The 17,360-nt window shown below is 67.7% G+C and carries 16 protein-coding genes and 2 pseudogenes; 9 read left to right on the top strand and 9 right to left on the bottom strand.

Annotated features, from left to right (window positions below; all coding sequences use genetic code 11):
- Positions 1 to 105: 105 nt before the first annotated feature.
- The 5 genes and pseudogenes from ASPU41_RS24085 to ASPU41_RS15630 all read left to right on the top strand — a co-directional run.
- Positions 106 to 303: pseudogene (locus ASPU41_RS24085) on the top strand (hypothetical protein); the annotation flags it as partial.
- Entirely contained in the window at positions 242 to 904 is a 663-nt protein-coding gene (locus tag ASPU41_RS23760; RefSeq protein WP_069951682.1) for a hypothetical protein, read from the top strand. The pseudogene ASPU41_RS24085 and the gene ASPU41_RS23760, both read left to right, overlap by 62 nt.
- On the top strand, positions 808 to 1,290 hold the full coding sequence (locus ASPU41_RS23755) for a hypothetical protein (RefSeq protein ID WP_083266553.1): 483 nt from the start codon (positions 808 to 810) through the stop codon (positions 1,288 to 1,290). Before ASPU41_RS23760 ends, ASPU41_RS23755 begins: the two co-directional genes overlap by 97 nt.
- Positions 1,291 to 1,358: 68 nt before the next feature.
- Complete coding sequence (locus tag ASPU41_RS15635) at positions 1,359 to 2,318, top strand: IS481 family transposase (RefSeq protein WP_069949745.1); 960 nt, start codon at positions 1,359 to 1,361, stop codon at positions 2,316 to 2,318.
- Between the two features lie 375 nt (positions 2,319 to 2,693).
- On the top strand, positions 2,694 to 4,088 hold the full coding sequence (locus ASPU41_RS15630) for an IS1380 family transposase (protein ID WP_083266552.1): 1,395 nt from the start codon (positions 2,694 to 2,696) through the stop codon (positions 4,086 to 4,088).
- Between the two features lie 170 nt (positions 4,089 to 4,258).
- On the opposite strand, the gene ASPU41_RS15625 is transcribed toward ASPU41_RS15630, so the two are convergent.
- Positions 4,259 to 5,857 carry an ABC-F family ATP-binding cassette domain-containing protein gene (locus ASPU41_RS15625; protein WP_069951680.1) on the bottom strand — a complete coding sequence of 533 codons (1,599 nt, stop codon included), beginning with the start codon at positions 5,855 to 5,857 and terminating at the stop codon, positions 4,259 to 4,261.
- A 322-nt stretch (positions 5,858 to 6,179) separates the two neighbouring features.
- On the opposite strand from ASPU41_RS15625, the gene ASPU41_RS15620 reads away from it, so the two are divergent.
- From ASPU41_RS15620 to ASPU41_RS15610, 3 genes and pseudogenes are all read left to right on the top strand, one after another.
- Entirely contained in the window at positions 6,180 to 6,875 is a 696-nt protein-coding gene (locus tag ASPU41_RS15620; protein ID WP_069951679.1) for a biotin transporter BioY, read from the top strand.
- Between the two features lie 98 nt (positions 6,876 to 6,973).
- Positions 6,974 to 7,639, top strand: a pseudogene (locus tag ASPU41_RS15615) (energy-coupling factor ABC transporter ATP-binding protein); the annotation flags it as partial.
- Positions 7,636 to 8,313: an energy-coupling factor transporter transmembrane component T family protein gene (locus tag ASPU41_RS15610; protein ID WP_069951677.1), complete on the top strand. Its 678-nt coding sequence runs from the start codon at positions 7,636 to 7,638 to the stop codon at positions 8,311 to 8,313. The pseudogene ASPU41_RS15615 and the gene ASPU41_RS15610, both read left to right, overlap by 4 nt.
- Positions 8,314 to 8,415: 102 nt before the next feature.
- Here the strand turns inward: ASPU41_RS15610 and ASPU41_RS15605 are convergent, their stop codons facing one another.
- Positions 8,416 to 9,621, bottom strand: coding sequence for a thiolase family protein (locus ASPU41_RS15605; protein WP_069951676.1), 1,206 nt, complete (start codon positions 9,619 to 9,621; stop codon positions 8,416 to 8,418).
- Positions 9,614 to 11,014 carry an AMP-binding protein gene (locus ASPU41_RS15600; RefSeq protein ID WP_069951675.1) on the bottom strand — a complete coding sequence of 467 codons (1,401 nt, stop codon included), beginning with the start codon at positions 11,012 to 11,014 and terminating at the stop codon, positions 9,614 to 9,616. Before ASPU41_RS15600 ends, ASPU41_RS15605 begins: the two co-directional genes overlap by 8 nt.
- A gap of 58 nt (positions 11,015 to 11,072) precedes the next feature.
- Between ASPU41_RS15600 and ypfJ the strand changes: the two genes are divergently transcribed.
- Entirely contained in the window at positions 11,073 to 11,960 is an 888-nt protein-coding gene (gene ypfJ / locus ASPU41_RS15595) for a KPN_02809 family neutral zinc metallopeptidase (protein ID WP_069951674.1), read from the top strand.
- A gap of 140 nt (positions 11,961 to 12,100) precedes the next feature.
- On the opposite strand, the gene ASPU41_RS15590 is transcribed toward ypfJ, so the two are convergent.
- From ASPU41_RS15590 to ASPU41_RS15565, 6 genes are all read right to left on the bottom strand, one after another.
- On the bottom strand, positions 12,101 to 12,433 hold the full coding sequence (locus tag ASPU41_RS15590; RefSeq protein ID WP_069951673.1) for a metal-sulfur cluster assembly factor: 333 nt from the start codon (positions 12,431 to 12,433) through the stop codon (positions 12,101 to 12,103).
- A 13-nt stretch (positions 12,434 to 12,446) separates the two neighbouring features.
- Positions 12,447 to 13,244 carry a Fe-S cluster assembly ATPase SufC gene (gene sufC / locus ASPU41_RS15585; RefSeq protein WP_069951672.1) on the bottom strand — a complete coding sequence of 266 codons (798 nt, stop codon included), beginning with the start codon at positions 13,242 to 13,244 and terminating at the stop codon, positions 12,447 to 12,449.
- Positions 13,245 to 13,336: 92 nt separating this feature from the next.
- Positions 13,337 to 13,696 (bottom strand): non-heme iron oxygenase ferredoxin subunit, encoded by a 360-nt coding sequence (locus tag ASPU41_RS15580; protein WP_069951671.1) that lies wholly within the window; start codon positions 13,694 to 13,696, stop codon positions 13,337 to 13,339.
- A gap of 46 nt (positions 13,697 to 13,742) precedes the next feature.
- Entirely contained in the window at positions 13,743 to 15,029 is a 1,287-nt protein-coding gene (gene sufD / locus ASPU41_RS15575) for a Fe-S cluster assembly protein SufD (RefSeq protein ID WP_069951670.1), read from the bottom strand.
- Positions 15,029 to 16,492, bottom strand: coding sequence for a Fe-S cluster assembly protein SufB (gene sufB, locus ASPU41_RS15570; RefSeq protein ID WP_024365474.1), 1,464 nt, complete (start codon positions 16,490 to 16,492; stop codon positions 15,029 to 15,031). Before sufB ends, sufD begins: the two co-directional genes overlap by 1 nt.
- The gene (locus ASPU41_RS15565; RefSeq protein ID WP_069952750.1) at positions 16,492 to 17,355 is read right to left on the bottom strand and encodes a helix-turn-helix transcriptional regulator; all 864 of its coding nucleotides are present in this window, start codon (positions 17,353 to 17,355) and stop codon (positions 16,492 to 16,494) included. The genes sufB and ASPU41_RS15565 overlap by 1 nt, the downstream gene beginning before the upstream one ends.
- Positions 17,356 to 17,360: the final 5 nt, after the last annotated feature.

Here is a 17,360-nt window from a genome sequence, read left to right as displayed (position 1 = left end):
ATTCACCGGTGGGAGTGAGATCCTGTTCGGCGTTTTATACACGAAATGCCCGTCTTTTCAGGGAAAATTGGGGCGCCGCTGCTCGGAAGCCCCGGAGCGGTGGACTTCGTGTTCGTGGGTGCCGATGACAAGATCATCGAGGTCCATGGCTGAGCAAAGCAGTGCTCCGGCTGCGGCTACTCCGGAGTCCGGGGGCTGAACGCGCTGCTGGCTACCGTCTCGACGAAACTTTTGCTCCATAATGAGGGGCGAAGAGGTGGGTTCCCTGAAGCTGACAACATCCGATCCTGTGGACGACCGCGCCACCGGGCGCCCCATCGGTTTGCCCTGGCGCCGCTGGCCGTGGCTGCCCGCCAATCACGTGGGGCCGCAGTGGTTTGCCGCAGTGATGGGAACCGGCATCCTTGCTACGTGCACGGAGCGGCTCGCCCTCTTCAACCCCGGGCTACACGCGGCGGCCCTCGGTCTGCTCGCCCTCACGTGGTGCGTGCTCGCCGCCGTGGCAGCAGCGTTTGCCAGCCATGCCGTGCGGCACCCCGCCCGGTTCCGGGCGAGCATCGAGGACTTGGGCATCCTGCCGTTCTACGGGGCCGTGGCCATGGGCCTGCTCGCCACAGGCGGGGCGACCCTGACCGTGGCGGAGGCTCATCTGCCCGTGACGGCGAGGGTGCTGGCTTGGGTGCTATGGTCGGCCGGCACACTGATCGGGGTAGTGTCCGCCGTGGCGTTCCCGGTAAGGCTGCTCGCCGCCGGGTCCGCTGAGCGAGGGGTGCCGCGCCTGTATGGGTCCTTCCCGTGGTCCCACCCATGGTGGCGGCCGCCGGCGGGGCCGTCCTGGCGGACGCGTTACCACCAGAGGGGGCGTACACACTGCTGCTGGCCAGCGGATGCCTGTTCATGCTGACACTGTCCCTGAGTGTCGTTATGCTAGTCCTCGCCTACGGCCATCTAGTCCGCGGTGGCCCGGTGCCACTACCGGCTTCGCCGTCGTTTTGGGTCCCCGTGGGAATCGCGGGGCAGTCCACGGCGGCCGCCAACTTCTTCCTGGCGCCGGCCGAGCTCGCCCTCTCCTCAGCCGCTCAGGGAACTATGCTGATGCTAACCGTCGCCTACAGCACCCTGGCCCTGTCACTGGGAACGGCCGCTGCCGGGGTGGCGCTGTGGATTACCGTCCGGGCGCTGCGGCGGGGAATGGCCTTCGGCCTGGGCTGGTGGAGCTTTACCTTCCCCATCGGCACCATGAGCCTAGGTGTATTAACCACGGACGTTGGTGACAGGCGGCGTGGTTAGGTGACAAAAAGAAGACCTCCGGGTGGAGTGGGCTTGTCTAGAGTCCAGTTCCACAAACGGAGGTCTTCATGTCCCACCCTAATGCTTTTCTCGCTCCCCGGGGACGGCTGCAGCTGGCCAAGTGCGTCGTCGATGACGGGTGGCCGTTGCGTCGGGCTGCGGAGCGGTTCCAGGTGTCCGTGCCGACAGCGGCACGCTGGGCCGGCCGTTACCGTGAACACGGCGAGGACGGGATGGAGGACCGCTCCAGCCGCCCACTGAGGTGTCCCTCGCGGACCCCGCAGCGGCGGGAGCGGCGGATCATCGCCCTGCGCGTGAACCGGCGGTGGGGGCCGGCCCGGATCGGGTATCTGCTGGGCATCCACCCATCCACCGTGCACAAGGTCCTGTCCCGGTTCGGGCTGGCGAAACTGTCCTGGCTGGACCGTGCCACGGGCCGGGTGATCCGCCGCTACGAGCACGAGAAGCCCGGCGACATGATCCACGTCGACATCAAGAAACTCGGACGCATCCCCGACGGCGGCGGGCACCGCGTCATGGACAGGGCAGCGGGCAAGAGGAACAAGACCGGAACCGAAGCGAACCGGCGCCCCGGCTACGCCTACCTGCACAACGCCGTGGATGACCACTCCCGCTTCGCCTACACCGAGATCCTCGAAGACGAGAAGAAAGAGACCGCCGCCGGCTTCTGGGAACGCGCCAACGAGGCCTTCAACGCCGCCGGCATCACCGTGAAGCGCGTCCTGACAGACAACGGCTCCTGCTACCGCTCCCACGCCTTCAAAGACGCCCTGGGCCCGGACATCACGCACAAACGAACCCGGCCCTACCGCCCCCAGACCAACGGCAAAGTCGAGCGCTTCAACCGCACCATGCTCGAGGAATGGGCCTACGCCCGCCCCTACACCTCAGAGGCCGAGCGCGTTGCCGCTTTCCCGGCCTGGCTCCATGACTACAATCATCATCGAGGCCACACCTCACTCAAGGGTCAGCCACCAGCAAGCCGCGTCACTAACCTCAGTGGGTAATACACCTAGGCCTCTCGGCGTTCGGCACGACGCTGGATGCCGCGTGGCTGCACGGGGCATCGGCCATGGTCTGCATCATCCTGTCCGGAACGGTGGCCCTATGCCTGGTGCACTCAGTCCGGCTGTGGACGACGGGGCGCACCAGGCGCAGTGCCGGTGCCGGCTAGCTGATCCGCGCCCATGCCCGCAACCAAAACCGCGGCACCCCCGACAACCAGTCAGGACAAACCGCGGATCGGTGGGACAAGGCTAAGCCTTGATCCACCGATGATGGTCGGGGCGCCGACGGCGGTTTAAACCGAGAATGCCCGTCTTTTCAAGGAAAATGGAGCTTGTCTAGAGCACATTAACCACCGAAAAGAGGGCATCTCGTAGATGCAAGTTTCCCATAAGCGCGCCTCCGTGTCAGTTTCCTTTGACGAGCCGAATCTCGTGTCGGTGGCCGGGTTGCTGCCGGTGATGACCTTGGCCCGGGACGCCGGGCTGCAGGAACTGGCCGATGAGTGGCTGTCGGTGCCGACGGACAAGGGCGCCAACGCCGGGCTGAAAGTCGCCGCGCTGGTGGCCGGGATGGTCGCCGGCGCGGACAGCATCGATGACATGGCCCTGCTGCGCCACGGCGGGATGAAGCGGCTCTTCACCGCCGGTTATGCACCCTCGACCCTGGGCTCGTTCCTGCGGTCCTTCACGTTTGGGCACGTGCGGCAGTTGGATGCTGTCGCCTCCCGTTTCCTGGCCAACCTGGGGACTCTGGCGCCGCTGCTCGGGAGCCCAGGGGCGGCGGACTTCGTCTTCGTCGATGTTGACGACACGATCATCGAGGTCCACGGCTATGCCAAGCAGGGCTCCGGCTACGGGTATTCCGGGGTCCGCGGCCTGAACGCCCTGCTGGCCACGGTCTCCGCGAAGGACAATGCCCCGGTCATCCTGGCCCAGCGGCTGCGCAAAGGGGCGGCGAACTCGGCCCGCGGAGCCAAACGCCTGATCACCGACGCCCTGTCCACGCTCAGGCGTGTCCAGACCGGCAGGCGGGTGCTCTGCCGGTTCGATTCGGCCTACTACGGCCATGCCGCGGTTTCCGCGGCCCTGGCCGGCGGGGCGGAAGTCTCCGTGACGGTGCGTATGGACCCGGCCGTCAAACGCGCCATCACCGGGATCCCTGAAGCGGCGTGGAAAACCATCGAATACACCGACGCGGTCTTCGATGAGACCACCAACATCTGGGTCTCGAAGGCCGAGGTCGCCGAAACCGTGTTCACCGCGTTCAGCTCCCGCAAAAAGGACGAGCAGATCACCGGCCGCCTCGTCGTGCGCCGCATCCCGGAACTGAACCCGAAAACCGCCAACGGACAGGAAACCCTCTTCCAGACCCACCGGCACCACGCGTTCTTCACCACCGTGGACGCAACGGTCCTGGACACCGTCGGGGCGGACAAAACCCACCGGAAACACGCCATTATTGAGCAGGTCAATGCCGATCTGAAAGACAGCGCCCTGGCCCACATGCCCTCGGGTGTTTTCGCGGCGAACTCGGCCTGGCTGGTCGCCGCGGTCATGGCCTACAACCTCACCCGCGCCGCCGGGCTCCTCGCCGCAGGGCATTTCGGGAAGGCCCGGACCGGAACGATCCGCCGCAAACTCATCCACGTCCCGGCCAGGATCGCCACCAGCGCCCGGCGCATCCGTCTTCATCTGCCCGAATCCTGGCCCTGGCAAACACCATGGCAGGCCCTATTCGACCACCTCTACCCGCCACAGCAACCCGCCTGAACCACCGTCAACCCAGCCACACGGCGCAACCGGAAACCACCAGTGGAACACCCAAGGGCAGCGAGGCCCGGCACCCCAGCATGCCCGCTGCCCGCACAACGAGCCGAAACCGGATTCAGCTCATCAGCCCAGACGGATCGGTGGGACAAGGCTAAGGCTCCCGGAGCCGCTTACGCGAGCGTAATCAGGTCCAGGTAATCTTCGTTCCAGTGGTCCTCGATGCCGTCGGGCAGCAGCACGACGCGCTCGGGGTTCAGGGCCGCAACGGCCCCTTCATCGTGGCTCACGAGCACTACGGCGCCCGTGTAGTTGCTCAGGGCCCCGAGGATTTCGGCGCGGCTGGCCGGGTCGAGGTTGTTTGTGGGCTCGTCGAGGAGCAGCACGTTCGCGCTGGAGGCCACGATGGTCGCCAGGGCCAGCCGGGTCTTCTCGCCGCCTGACAGCACGCCGGCAGGCTTGTCGACGTCGTCGCCGGAAAACAGGAACGAACCCAGGATGTTGCGGACTTCCGCGTCATTCATGTCCGGGGCGGAGGAGCGCATGTTCTGCAGCACGGTGCGGTCCACGTCGAGCGTCTCGTGCTCCTGGGCGTAGTAGCCCACCTTCAGGCCATGGCCCGCCACGACTTCGCCGGTGTCCGGTTTGTCGACGCCGGCCAGCATGCGCAGGAGGGTGGTTTTACCGGCGCCGTTGAGGCCCAGGATGACCACCTTGGAGCCGCGGTCGATGGCCAGGTCCACGTCGGTGAAGATCTCCAGTGAGCCAAAGGACTTGCTGAGGCCATCCGCCGTGAGCGGGGTCTTGCCGCAGGGTGACGGATCCGGGAAACGCAATGCTGCCACGCGGTCGGTTGCGCGCACGGCTTCGAGGCCGCCCAGCAGGCGCTCGGCCCGCTTGGCCATGTTCTGCGCGGCGACGGCCTTGGTGGCCTTGGCGCGCATCTTGTTGGCCTGGTCAAAGAGGACCTGGGCCTTCTTCTCCGCGTTGGCGCGCTCCCGCTTGCGGGCCCGCTCGTCCGTTTCGCGCTGCTGCAGGTAGCGCTTCCAGTCCATGTTGTAGAAGTCGACCTTGGCGCGGTTGGGATCCAGCAGGAACACCTTGTTGACGGTGGCCTCAAGCAGCTCGGTGTCGTGGCTGATCACGATCAGGCCGCCCTGGTGGTTCTTCAGGAACTCCCGCAGCCAAGTGATGGAATCCGCGTCGAGGTGGTTTGTGGGCTCATCGAGGAGCATCGTCTCGGCGTCGGAGTACAGGATCCGGGCGAGCTCGACACGGCGGCGCTGGCCGCCGGAGAGCGTCTTGAGCGGCTGGTTCAGCAGCCGGTCCGGGAGGGCCAGGTTGGAGCAGATCGCGGCGGCCTCGGCCTCGGCCGCGTAGCCGCCGGCGGCCAGGAACTCGGATTCCAGCCGGTCATAGCGGTTCATCGCCTTGCGCTGGACCTCGGCGTCCTCGCTGGCCATGTCCTCGTGTGTCTGCCGGAGTTTGCCGACGGCGATGTCCAGGCCGCGGGCGGACAGGATGCGGTCGCGGGCCAGCTGTTCCATGTCCGGGGTCCGCGGATCCTGCGGCAGGTAGCCGATCTCGCCGCTGCGGGTGACTTTGCCGCCGGCGGGCTGGCCTTCGCCCGCGAGCACCCGGGTGAGCGTGGTCTTGCCTGCACCGTTACGGCCCACAAGGCCGATCTTGTCTCCCTTGTCGATCCGGAAGCTCACCTGGTCCATAAGGAGGCGGGCGCCGGCGCGCAGTTCGAGATCCTGGACGGTAATCAATGCAGCTAAGGCCTTTCACAACAGGGAATGCCGCGGCACAACGGTGGAAGCTGGAGGGGGCCGGGGCAGGGCGGCCGAGAGCACGGCCTCTTCAAGTCTACCGGCCCAGCCCCGGTCCGATGACAAGAGCCCTCCCCCGCCCGGCCAGGACGGTCGACGGCGGTGCCGGCCGGACGCTGCCGGAAGCCACGTTGGAGCCTTTGGTGCGGCCCTCCAGCTGCCGGCCCCCTGGTTAGTGGAGGACCTACAAAAAACCCGTCCCGGCATGCTCGTAAAGTCAAAATCAGTTGCAAGAACCGATTCCCACCCGATAGGAACTCCCATGACGCAGACCGACAGCACCGCTGCTGGCACCACCACCCGGCACCGGAACGGCTGGAACGCCACCGACCTGGGACTGATCGCCGTCTTCGCCGCGCTCGTGGCCGCCTCCGCCCTGATTGCGGCTATTCCGGTCGCCGGTATGGGTGTCCCCATCACCGTGCAGACGCTCGCCGTGATGCTCACCGGCCTTGCCCTGGGCCCCGGCAGGGCGTTCGCCGCCGTCGGGCTCTACGTTCTGCTCGGACTCGCCGGGCTGCCGATCTTCAGCGGCGGACGCAGCGGACTCGGGGTCCTGGCCGGCCCCTCGGCCGGCTACATCATCGGCTTCGTGTTTGCGGCAACGGCCGCGGGGTGGCTGGCCGTCATGGTGTTCCGCCGCACGGCGGGCCGTCCCGGCAGGCTCCGCGCGGTTCTGTTGTTCACCGCCGCGATGGTGAGCAGCATCATCTTCGTTCACGGCCTCGGCATCCTCGGAATGATGGTTAACGCGAAGCTGGACTTCTCCAAGGCGTTCCTCGCAGACCTCGTCTTTTACCCCGGAGATGTGATCAAGAACGCACTCGCCGTGACGATCGCGCTGGCGCTGCACAAGGCATTTCCGGATCTGCTGATCCGCCGGACCCGCACCGGAGGTGCTGTCACCCCGGCGGCCGCCCCGCGCACTGCCGGCGCCAAGGTGGATCACCGGCCGTGAGCACCATCGAGCTGGACCGGGCTGCGGTGCGGGTGGCGGTCGACGGCCGCCCCGCACCCAAAACCCTGCTCGAGGAGCTGACCCTGCGGCTCACGGAGCAGCGGATCGGCGTCATCGGCGCGAACGGTTCCGGCAAGTCCACCCTGCTGCGGCTGCTTAACGGACTCGTGGCGCCAAGCAGCGGCACGGTCACGGTGGGCAAATGGGACACCGTGCGGTCGGTCCGGGAGGTCCGACGGCGGGTCGGCTTCGTCTTCACGGATCCGCTCTCCCAGCTGGTGATGCCGACCGGGCGGGAGGACGTGGAACTGTCCCTCCGGCGGTCGGTCCGGAACTCCGGCGAACGCAGCCGGCAGGCGGAGGCAACGCTGGACCGTTTCGGGCTGCTGCCGCTGGCCGACCAAAGCATCTACGAGCTGTCCGGCGGTGAACGCCAGCTCCTGGCCCTCGCCGCGGTCCTCGCCGTGCACCCGGAGGTGCTGGTCCTGGACGAGCCGTCCACCCTGCTGGATCTGCGCAACAGGGAACTGCTGCGCCGGACCCTGGCGGGACTCAGCCAGCAGGTCATCCTCTCCACCCACGACCTCGAGCTCGCGCTGGATATGGACCGGGTCCTCGTGGTCGACGCCGGCACGGTGGTGTTCGACGGCGGGCCGGCCGCCGCCGTCGAACACTACCGTGCGCTCTGCGCTGCCGGGCTTTCCCCCTGCGGCGCCGGACCGGAACGGCCTCGACAGCACCAGCCGGGTCCGGAGCGGCCGTGAGCGGCCACGGATTCCTGCTGGCCAACTATGTGCCGGGCACCTCGCTGCTGCACCGCGCGCCGCTCTGGCTGAAGTTCCTGCTGGTCCTGGGCTGCGGGATGGCGTCCTTCCTGATCGTGGACTGGGCCGTGGCCGCCGCGGCCCTGGCCGTGATGTGCACCCTGTTCCTGCTCAGCGGCGCGGGTCCGCTCCGGCTCTTCCGGGCGGTCCGGCCCGTGCTGCCGGTGCTTGCGATGGTCGGGCTGTTCCAGTGGTGGCAGCTCGGCGGCCCCACCGCGGCCCGGATCGTCCTGAACGTGCTGGTCTGTATTGTTGCCGCGTCGATCCTCACCGCCACCACCCCGGTGCAGCGGCTGCTGGACGGGGTGGTGTCCCTTGCCGGGCCGTTCCGGCGCTTCGGCGCGGATCCGGAGCGCTTCGCGCTCACGATCGCCATCATGCTCCGCAGCATCCCGTTCATCGCAGGTGCATACGGCGACGTCAGGGACTCCGCGCGGGCCCGCGGTCTGGAGCGCAACCCCAGGGCCCTGATCCTCCCGGTCTTCATCACCACCGTGGCCTTCGCCCGGCAGACCGGCGACGCCCTCGCCGCGCGCGGCCTGGGTGAGGCCGAGACCGGGGAGCATGCCCAGCCAACGGACCCCGCCGATCCCGCGGGCCATGCCCTCCCCTGACGCGCAGCACGGAACATTTTCCCACTATGTCCACCGGGTGTGCCCAGGACTGGGCATGTCCCCCGGTGGCGGGGGCGGTGGCCGAAGGCTAGGGGCTAGGGGCTAGGACAGGCTCCGGTACTCCAGGAGCGCGGCGGTTCCCATTCCGCCGGCGATGCTGATCAGTGCCAGCGCCAGTTGCCCCTCGATCGGGGTGCGGCGGGCCTGGGCCAGCAGCCGGGTGACGAGCACGGCGCCGGACGCCCCATACGCATGCCCCAGGGCCAGGGCCCCGCCGTCGAGGTTGGCGCGTTCCGCGGGGATGCCCAGCCGGTCCAGGCACGCAAGGGTCTGCGAGGCGAACGCCTCGTTAAACTCCACCAGCCCCACCTCGGCGGCAGTAAGGCCGCACCGTTCCAGCAGGCGTTCCGCCGCCACTGCCGCCCCGATGCCCAGCAGCTGCGGGTCCACCCCGGCGGTGTCCGTGTCCCGCACCAGGAGGCCGTCCCCGGCACCCAGCTCGCGGGCGCGTTCCACCGAAGTGATCACAACGGCGGCAGCACCGTCCGCGTCAAAGCAGGAGTTCCCCGCCGTCACCGTGCCGCCGGCGGCAAACGCCGCCGGGAAGCGCGCCAGCACGGCCGCGGTGAGGCCGCGGCGGGGCCCGTCGTCGGAACGGTCCGCGCGGAAACCGCCCGGTCCGGGGGCGCCGGCGGGCTGGACGGTCTCGGCGTCGAACAGGCCCGCCGCGGCGGAAGCCAGCGCGCGGCGGTGGCTGCGCAGCGCCAGCGCGTCCTGCCGCTCCCGGCTGATACCGAAGCGGGCGGCCACATTTTCGGCGGCGACCCCCATGTCCGGATCCCCCAGGGCCCGGGGTGAGAACTGCGCCCGGGTGAAGAATTCCGGGGCGCCGCCGGCGGCGCGGCGGGCCCGGAGCGGCGCCGTACTGATGCTCTCCACCCCGCCGGCGAGGTACAGGCCGCTCCCGCCGGCGGCCACAAGCCTGGAAGCCAGCACGATCGCGTCCAGTCCGGAACCGCACTGGCGGTCCACGGTGAGGCCGGGGACGCTGACGGGCAGTCCGGCCTCGAGGGCAGCGAGCCGGGCCACGTTACCGCCGCCTCCGACGGCGTTGCCGATTACCACGTCGGTCACGGACGCCGGGGGCACGCCGGCGCCGCTGAGCAGCCCGCGGAGCACCGGGGCGAGGAGTTCGTGCGCGGGCAGGGACTTGAGCGCGCCGTTGGCGCGGCAGATCGGGGTCCGGCGGGCGGCGATGATGACCGGCTGCCGGTCATCGGGAAGACTCCGCGGCCGGCGCTCAGCCAAGGCGCCGGATCCGGGGGTCGTGGCCGGCGATCCAGTCGAGCAGGAGTTCCCTGCTGAGCTTGCCGCGGTCCGTCAGGGGAAGCCCGGTGAGGGCAAAATATTCCAGTGGCCGCTTGTTGCGGGCCAGCACGTCCTCGATGCCCGCCCTCAGCTGGGTGGCAGTCACGCCGCCGTGGGAGGGCACAATACCGGCGACGACCTTCTGGCCGCGGAGATCGTCGGCGACGCCGGCCGCTACGGCAGCGGCCACACCGGGAACGGAGGCCAGGGCAAGTTCGACCTCATGCGGGTAGACGTTGGTGCCCGCGGTGATGATCATGTCCGAGCGGCGGCCCAGCATATGCAGGGTCGGTCCGTCGAGGTAGCCCTGGTCCCCCACCGTGTGCCAGCCGCCGAAGCTTTGCAGGGCCTGGCCGTCGTCGCCCCAGAGGTAGCCGTCGCTGACCATTCCGCTGCGGACGCAGACGTTGCCGTCGGTGCCGTCCGGCAGCTGGACCCCGTCGTCGTCGAGGATGCGGATCTCCACGCCGGGAAACGGCGTCCCGATCCCGGTTCCGTGCGGTTCCGGCTGCTGCCCGGGCGGGAGCCCCGCGCCCGAGACGAAACTGAGCTCCGAGGCGCCGTAGTACTCGAAGATGGTCGCGTTGGGTGCCCAGCGGCGAGCAGCTTCCAGGGTCCGGGCGTCCAGTTTTGAGCCGGCGCAGATGATGCTGCGGACGCCGGAGGCGTCGACGCCTCCGCTCAGTCCCCGTTCGCTGAGGAGCCGGAGCATCGTGGGCACGAGGACCAGCCGGGTGATCCCGTCATGGCTGACCGCGGCGTGGGCGTCGCCGACATCGAACCGGGCCAGGGTGTGGAACTCCGAACCGGCGTGCAGGCATTCGGCCAGGGCATAGAGGTTCAGGCTGGCCGCGAGGGGCCCGGGCGCCAGCGTCCTGTCTTCCGGCACGAGGCCAAAGAACTCGACGGACGCGTCGAAGGACTGCCGCCACGACCGGCGGGAGCGGGTGAACGCCTTGGGGACGGAGGTGGTGCCGGATGTCAGGCCGATCAGGAACGGAGTCCCGGGCGGTCCGTCGGCGAGTTCCGTGGCGGCCGGGGCGCCGGCCGGGGCTGCCTCCCGGATCCGGTCCCGGATCCCGTCCTGCAGCTGCTGGGGCCACGACGGGTCCAGCACGGCGCACTGCCGCTCCCCGGCAACGGCGGCTGCGAACGCCACGGCGAAGTGCAGCGAATTCCCCTCAGACAGCACGGTCACGGCGGGCGAACCGGGCACCAGCGCGGCGGCCGCGTCCCGCAGTTCCTCCCAGCTCAGGCGCTGCCCGGCCACGACGACGGCGGTCCCGTCGGGGCGGTCACCGGCCCAGCGCTGGAGTCTGTTGAGAAAAGGCATCAGATCAACTTTACCGGCAGGGAGCCGCCCCGAAGCCGGCAAGCGATATTGTGACAGCATGAGTTTCAATGACAATGTCCAACTGGACCCATCCCAGGTCCAGGACCGGCGCGGCATGGGCCGCGGCGTCAAAGTCGGCGGCGGGATCGGCGGCGGAATCATCCTGCTGATCGCGGCCCTCCTCGGCATCAACCCGAGCCTGCTCGAAGGCCTGGGCGGCACCACGCAGGACCCCGGCGTGCAGAGCCAGACCACGGACCCGGCCTGCGTCAGCGGCGCCGACGCGGACGCCCGGCTGGACTGCCGGATCGTCGGCACGGTGAACAGCCTGAACGCGTTCTGGCCGGCCTACCTGGCCCAGTACGACAGGCAATACCCGCAGCCGGAAACAGTGATCTTCTCGGGCGGCACGAACACCGGCTGCGGCGCCGCGACGTCCGAAGTGGGACCGTTCTACTGCCCCGCGGACACCACCGCGTACTTCGACCCGGGATTCTTCCAGGAACTCGTGGACCGCTTCGGATCGTCCGGTGGACCGCTGGCCCAGGAGTATGTGGTGGCCCACGAGTTCGGCCACCATGTCCAGAACGTCCTCGGGAACCTGGACCGGGCCCAGCAGGATCCCCAGGGCCCGGAATCGGGGGCCGTCCGGGTGGAACTCCAGGCTGACTGCTACGCCGGTCTCTGGGTCCGTTACGCCACCACCCAGGAGGATCCGAAGACCGGTCTGCCGTTCCTGGACCCGCTGAAGGAGCAGGATCTGCAGGATGCCCTCTCCGCTGCCTCGGCCGTGGGCGATGACCGGATACAGAAGGCCGCGACCGGCCGGGTTTCGCCCGAGTCCTGGACCCACGGTTCCAGCGAGCAGCGACAGAAGTGGTTCTACCAGGGCTACACGACCGGGGACATCAACCAGTGCGACACCTTCGGCGTCGCCACCCCGTAACCCCATAACCCCGTCCGCTGCTCCGTAACTGCCATTATGGCACCCCTAAAGGGCCGCTGCGGAGCAACCGATGGAACGACGACGGCGGCCGGTCACCTTCCACGGAAGGTGACCGGCCGCCGTCGTCGTAGCGGTGGGTCCTAGATGTTGAAGCCGAGCGCGCGCATCTGGTCGCGGCCGTCCTCGGTGATCCGTTCCGGACCCCACGGCGGCATCCACACCCAATTGAGGCGCCATTCGTCGACTACCCCGTCGAGGGACTTGCCGACCTGCTCCTCGATCACATCGGTGAGCGGGCAGGCGGCCGTGGTGAGCGTCATGTCGATCAGCAGGGCGCCGTCGTCGTCGGAGTACTTCAGTCCGTACAGCAGTCCCAGGTCAACGATGTTCACGCCCAGTTCGGGGTCGATCACATCCTTGAGTGCCTCTTCGACATCCTCGAGGCTCGTGCGGGCCACATTGAGTTCGGTCATGGTGATGTCCTAACTAGGCCTGTGCTGCGGCGGTAGCAGCAGCAATGGTGGCTGCCCCGGCGCCGGTGGCGTAGCGGTCGTAGCCTTCTTCTTCAAGGCGGTCGGCGAGCTCCGGGCCGCCCTCTTCGGCGATCTGGCCATCAACGAACACATGTACGAATTCCGGCTTGATGTAGCGCAGGATCCGGGTGTAGTGCGTGATGAGCAGGGTGCCCATTTTGCCTTCGGCGTGGGCGCGGTTGACGCCCTCGGAGACAACCTTGAGTGCGTCGACGTCCAGGCCCGAGTCGGTTTCGTCCAGGATGGCGAACTTGGGCTTGAAGAGCTCCAGCTGGAGGATCTCGACGCGCTTCTTCTCGCCGCCGGAGAAGCCCTCGTTGACGTTGCGCTGGGTGAAGTCGGCGTCGATGCGCAGCTGGGCCATGGCGGCCTTGACGTCCTTGGTCCAGGTACGCAGCTTGGGTGCTTCGCCGTCGATGGCCGTCTTGGCGGTCCGCAGGAAGTTCGTCATGCTGACGCCGGGGACCTCGACCGGGTACTGCATGGCGAGGAACAGGCCGGCGCGGGCGCGCTCGTCGACGGTCATGGCGAGGACGTCCTCGCCGTCCAAGGTGATCGTGCCGGAGGTGACCTTGTAGCGGGGGTGCCCGGCGATGGTGGACGCCAGGGTGGACTTGCCGGAACCGTTCGGGCCCATGATCGCGTGGGTCTCGCCGGTCCTGATGGTCAGGCTGACGCCCTTCAGGATTTCCTTGGTGCCCTGCTCGGTGTCAATGCTGACGTGCAGGTCCTTGATCTCAAGAGTAGACATGTGTCCTGTTCTCCTCTGCACCGTGCCCTCCGGCACGGTGCGGTTTCTGGTCGATAAGTTTTCTAGGGCTGGCCGCTGTGGTGCACGCGCGGTCAGCTGAAGGTTGGAGCCTCGGCGCCGTTCAGGACGTTGGTGAAGTCCACGTAGACCTCGTCATCCAGGACGGTCACCGCAAAGACGGGAACAGGGTCATAGGCGGGCAGCTGCAACGGCTGGCCGCTGCGCAGGTCGAACTGGGAACCGTGGCCCCAGCACTCGATCTTGCAGCCTTCAACCTCTCCTTCGGAAAGGGAGATGTCCGCGTGGGAGCAGGTGTCGCCGATGGCGTGGATTTCGCCCATCGAGTCCTTCACGATCGCGACGGGGTAGTCGTCGATCAGGATCCGCAGTGCCTGCTTGGGTTGGATCTCGCTGGCGTTACAGACCAGCTCGCCCTTTGGCTGTTCAGTCATTGATGGTTTCCGTGTTCTCTGGTGCTGTGTTCTCTAGTGCTACGCACTAGTGGTTCGTTGCCGCGAGTTCGCGCTCGACAGCGGCCGTGAGGCGCTCTTCGATGGCCGGAACCTTGATCTGCTGGATGATCTCGTTCAGGAATCCGCGGACCACCAGTCGGCGGGCCACTTCTTCCGGAATGCCGCGGGCCATCAGGTAGAACAGGTGCTGGTCGTCGAAGCGGCCGGTGGCGCTGGCATGGCCGGCGCCGGCGATCAGGCCGGTCTCGATTTCCAGGTTCGGCACCGAGTCCGCGCGGGCCCCGTCGGTGAGGACCAGGTTGCGGTTGGCCTCATAGGTGTCGGTGCCTTCTGCCTCCTTGCGGATCAGAACGTCACCCACCCAGACGGTGTGCGCGTTGCGGCCCTGCAGGGCGCCCTTGTACAGGACGTTGGACTTGCAGTTGGCGACGGCGTGGTCGACGAACAGGCGCTGCTCGAGGTGCTGGCCGGCGTCGGCGAAGTACAGGCCGAACAGTTCCACTTCGGCGCCCGGAGCGGTGAAGCGCGCCGACGGGGTGACGCGGACGAGGTCGCCGCCGAGGCTGACGACAATGTGCTTGAACTTGGCGTCGCGGCCAAGCTTCGCCTGCTGGGAGGAGGCATGCACGGCGTCGTCGTTCCATTCCTGGAGCGAGATGACGGTCAGCTGCGCGCCGTCCTCAACGAGGATCTCGATGTTTTCCGACACGACGGCGGTGCCCTGGTGGTCCAGGACAACAACGGCCTTGGAGAACTTTTCCGCGACGATCACAACGTGCAGCGCGGAGGCCCCGGTGCCCTGGCCGGTCAGCAGGACGCTGACCTCACCGTCAACCTGGACCTCGGCGGGGACCGTGATGACGGTTGCCTCGGTGAAGTTCTCCCAGGCGTTCGCGGAGACGCGGTCCTCGGGGATTGCGGCCGAACCGATCCGGCGGTCCTCACGGCCGACGGTCTGCACGGTGACGCTGTCCGGAGCGGTGACGCTCACGGACGGGGCGGCGCCGTTGAGGACATCGGTGTGCAGGCCGCGGAGGCGCTTGAGCGGCGTGAACCGCCAGTCCTCCTCCATGCCGGTCAGCGGCTTGAAGTCCGCCAGTTTGTAGGACGTCAGGCGCCCGGCGCGTGAGCTGTCCGGGATGCCGACGCCGCCGCCGTGCGAGTGCCGCTTGACGGCCTCGCCGGCCAGCGGGGCCTTGGACGCAGCCGCGTTGACCGGTGAGAGGCTTTCGCCTTCCTCGGTGAAGCCGTTGATGAACGGCTGGGCTGAGGGCGCGCCGATGCGGGCCTTTTCAGTAGTGATGTCAGTCATTAACCGACCGATCCTTCCATCTGCAGTTCAATCAGTCGGTTCAGCTCGAGGGCGTATTCCATCGGCAGCTCACGGGCAATCGGCTCGATAAAGCCGCGGACGATCATCGCCATGGCCTCGTCTTCGCGCATGCCGCGGGACATCAGGTAGAACAGCTGCTCTTCGCTGACGCGGGAGACCGTGGCCTCGTGCCCCATGGTGACGTCATCCTCGCGGATGTCGATGTACGGGTAGGTGTCCGAACGGCTGATGGTGTCCACCAGGAGCGCGTCGCAGCGGACCGTGTTGGCGGAGTGCTTGGCGCCTTCGCGGACCTGGACCAGGCCGCGGTAGGCGGCGCGGCCGCCGCCGCGGGCCACGGACTTGGACACGATCGAGCTCTTGGTATTCGGCGCGATGTGGACCATCTTGGAGCCGGTGTCCTGGTGCTGGCCTTCGCCGGCGAACGCGATGGACAGGGTCTCGCCCTTGGCGCCCTCACCAACGAGGTACACGGCGGGGTACTTCATGGTGACCTTGGAGCCGATGTTGCCATCGATCCACTCCATCGTGGCGCCCTCTTCGCAGATGGCGCGCTTGGTGACCAGGTTGTACACGTTGGTGGACCAGTTCTGGATGGTCGTGTAGCGGACGCGGGCGCCCTTCTTCACGATGATCTCCACCACGGCGGAGTGCAGCGAGTCCGAGGTGTAGATCGGCGCGGTGCAGCCCTCGATGTAGTGGACGTAGGAGTCCTCGTCCGCGATGATCAGCGTGCGCTCGAACTGGCCCATGTTTTCCGTGTTGATGCGGAAGTAGGCCTGCAGCGGGATGTCCACGTGCACGCCCTTGGGCACGTACACGAAGGAGCCGCCGGACCAGACGGAGGTGTTCAGGGAAGCGAATTTGTTGTCGCCCACCGGGATGATGGTGCCGAAGTACTCCTGGAAGATCTCCGGGTGCTCGCGCAGTGCGGTGTCCGTGTCCAGGAAGATGACGCCCTGCTGTTCCAGGTCCTCGCGGATCTGGTGGTAGACCACCTCGGACTCGTACTGGGCGGCGACACCGGAAACGAGGCGGCTGCGCTCCGCTTCCGGGATGCCCAGCTTCTCGTAGGTGTTCCGGATGTCCTCGGGGAGGTCTTCCCAGGTGTTGGCCTGCTTTTCCGTGGAGCGCACGAAATACTTGATGTTGTCGAAGTCGATGCCGGAGAGGTCAGCGCCCCAGGTCGGCATGGGCTTGCGGTCGAAGTACTTCAGACCCTTGAGGCGCAGGTCCAGCATCCACTCCGGCTCGTTCTTCTTCGCCGAAATGTCGCGGACGACGTCCTCATTGATGCCACGGCGGGCGTTGGCTCCGACGTCGTTCTTGTCGGACCAGCCGTACTCATAGGTGCCGATTCCGTGGAGCTCGGGGTTCTTTTCCAGAATCTCCGAAATCACAGTGGATTCAGCAACCTTCTTCTCTGATAGTTGGTCCGTCATCACGGCCTTTCTTGCAGATGGTTGGATACTTCGTCCAGGCTGCCCGGGGTTGTTGCGGGGCGGTGAAGCCCCCCGGCCGCCGGACGGCCTGTAGGTATGTGGGTGGTGCAAACATGGCCGCCGCGCGCCAGCGTGGAGAGGCGGCGGACGTCGACGCCGACGAGCCGGGAGAACACGTCGGTCTCGACGTCGCAGAACACCGGAAACTGCGCCGCCAGTTGCTGGATCGGGCAGTGCCCCTGGCACAGCTGGACACTGGAGAGCGCGGCCGGCAGGGGCGCCCTGGCCTCGATCGACGTCGTGGAGGCCACGAAGCCGTCGCGGCTCAGCGCCTCGGAGAGCGCCTGCGCCCGGGCGGTGATATCCGGCCCGGCCGCGTCGATCTCCGGGGCGTAGCGGCGTTCCATCTCGCCGAAGCGTTCGACGGCGAACTGCCGCACGGCTTCGGGGCCGGCCATTTCACCGAGGCGCTGCAGCGCCAGGGTGGCGATGTCCAGATAGTCGTTTCCGAGCCGGGACTGCCCCTGCGAGCTGAGGACATAGCGGCGGGCGGGGCGCCCTGCACCGGCGCCGGCACGGGCCGCCCGCTTGACCTCAATGACCCCGTTGCGCGAGAGGTGGTCCAGATGGCGGCGGACTGCGGCAGGCGTGAACCCGAGCAGATCGCCCAGTTCCGCGGCGCTGATGGGGCCATGTTCCAGAACTGCGTGCAGCACGCGGTCCCGGGTGCGCTCTTCAGCGTCGACCGATGCGACAGTTGCTGCTGCCGGCGCGGCGACGGATCCCACCGTCCCGGACGCGGCGGAAGGCGCCGTGCGCGGTCGGCCGCGCCCGGCGCGGGCGACAGAAGTAGCGGGTCTCATGGAAT

The organism is Arthrobacter sp. U41 (genome assembly GCF_001750145.1).
In the GTDB taxonomy this organism is placed as follows: Bacteria; Actinomycetota; Actinomycetes; order Actinomycetales; family Micrococcaceae; genus Arthrobacter.
Note: the sequence above shows the minus strand (reverse complement) of the source record. Positions and strands in the feature narration are given on the sequence as shown.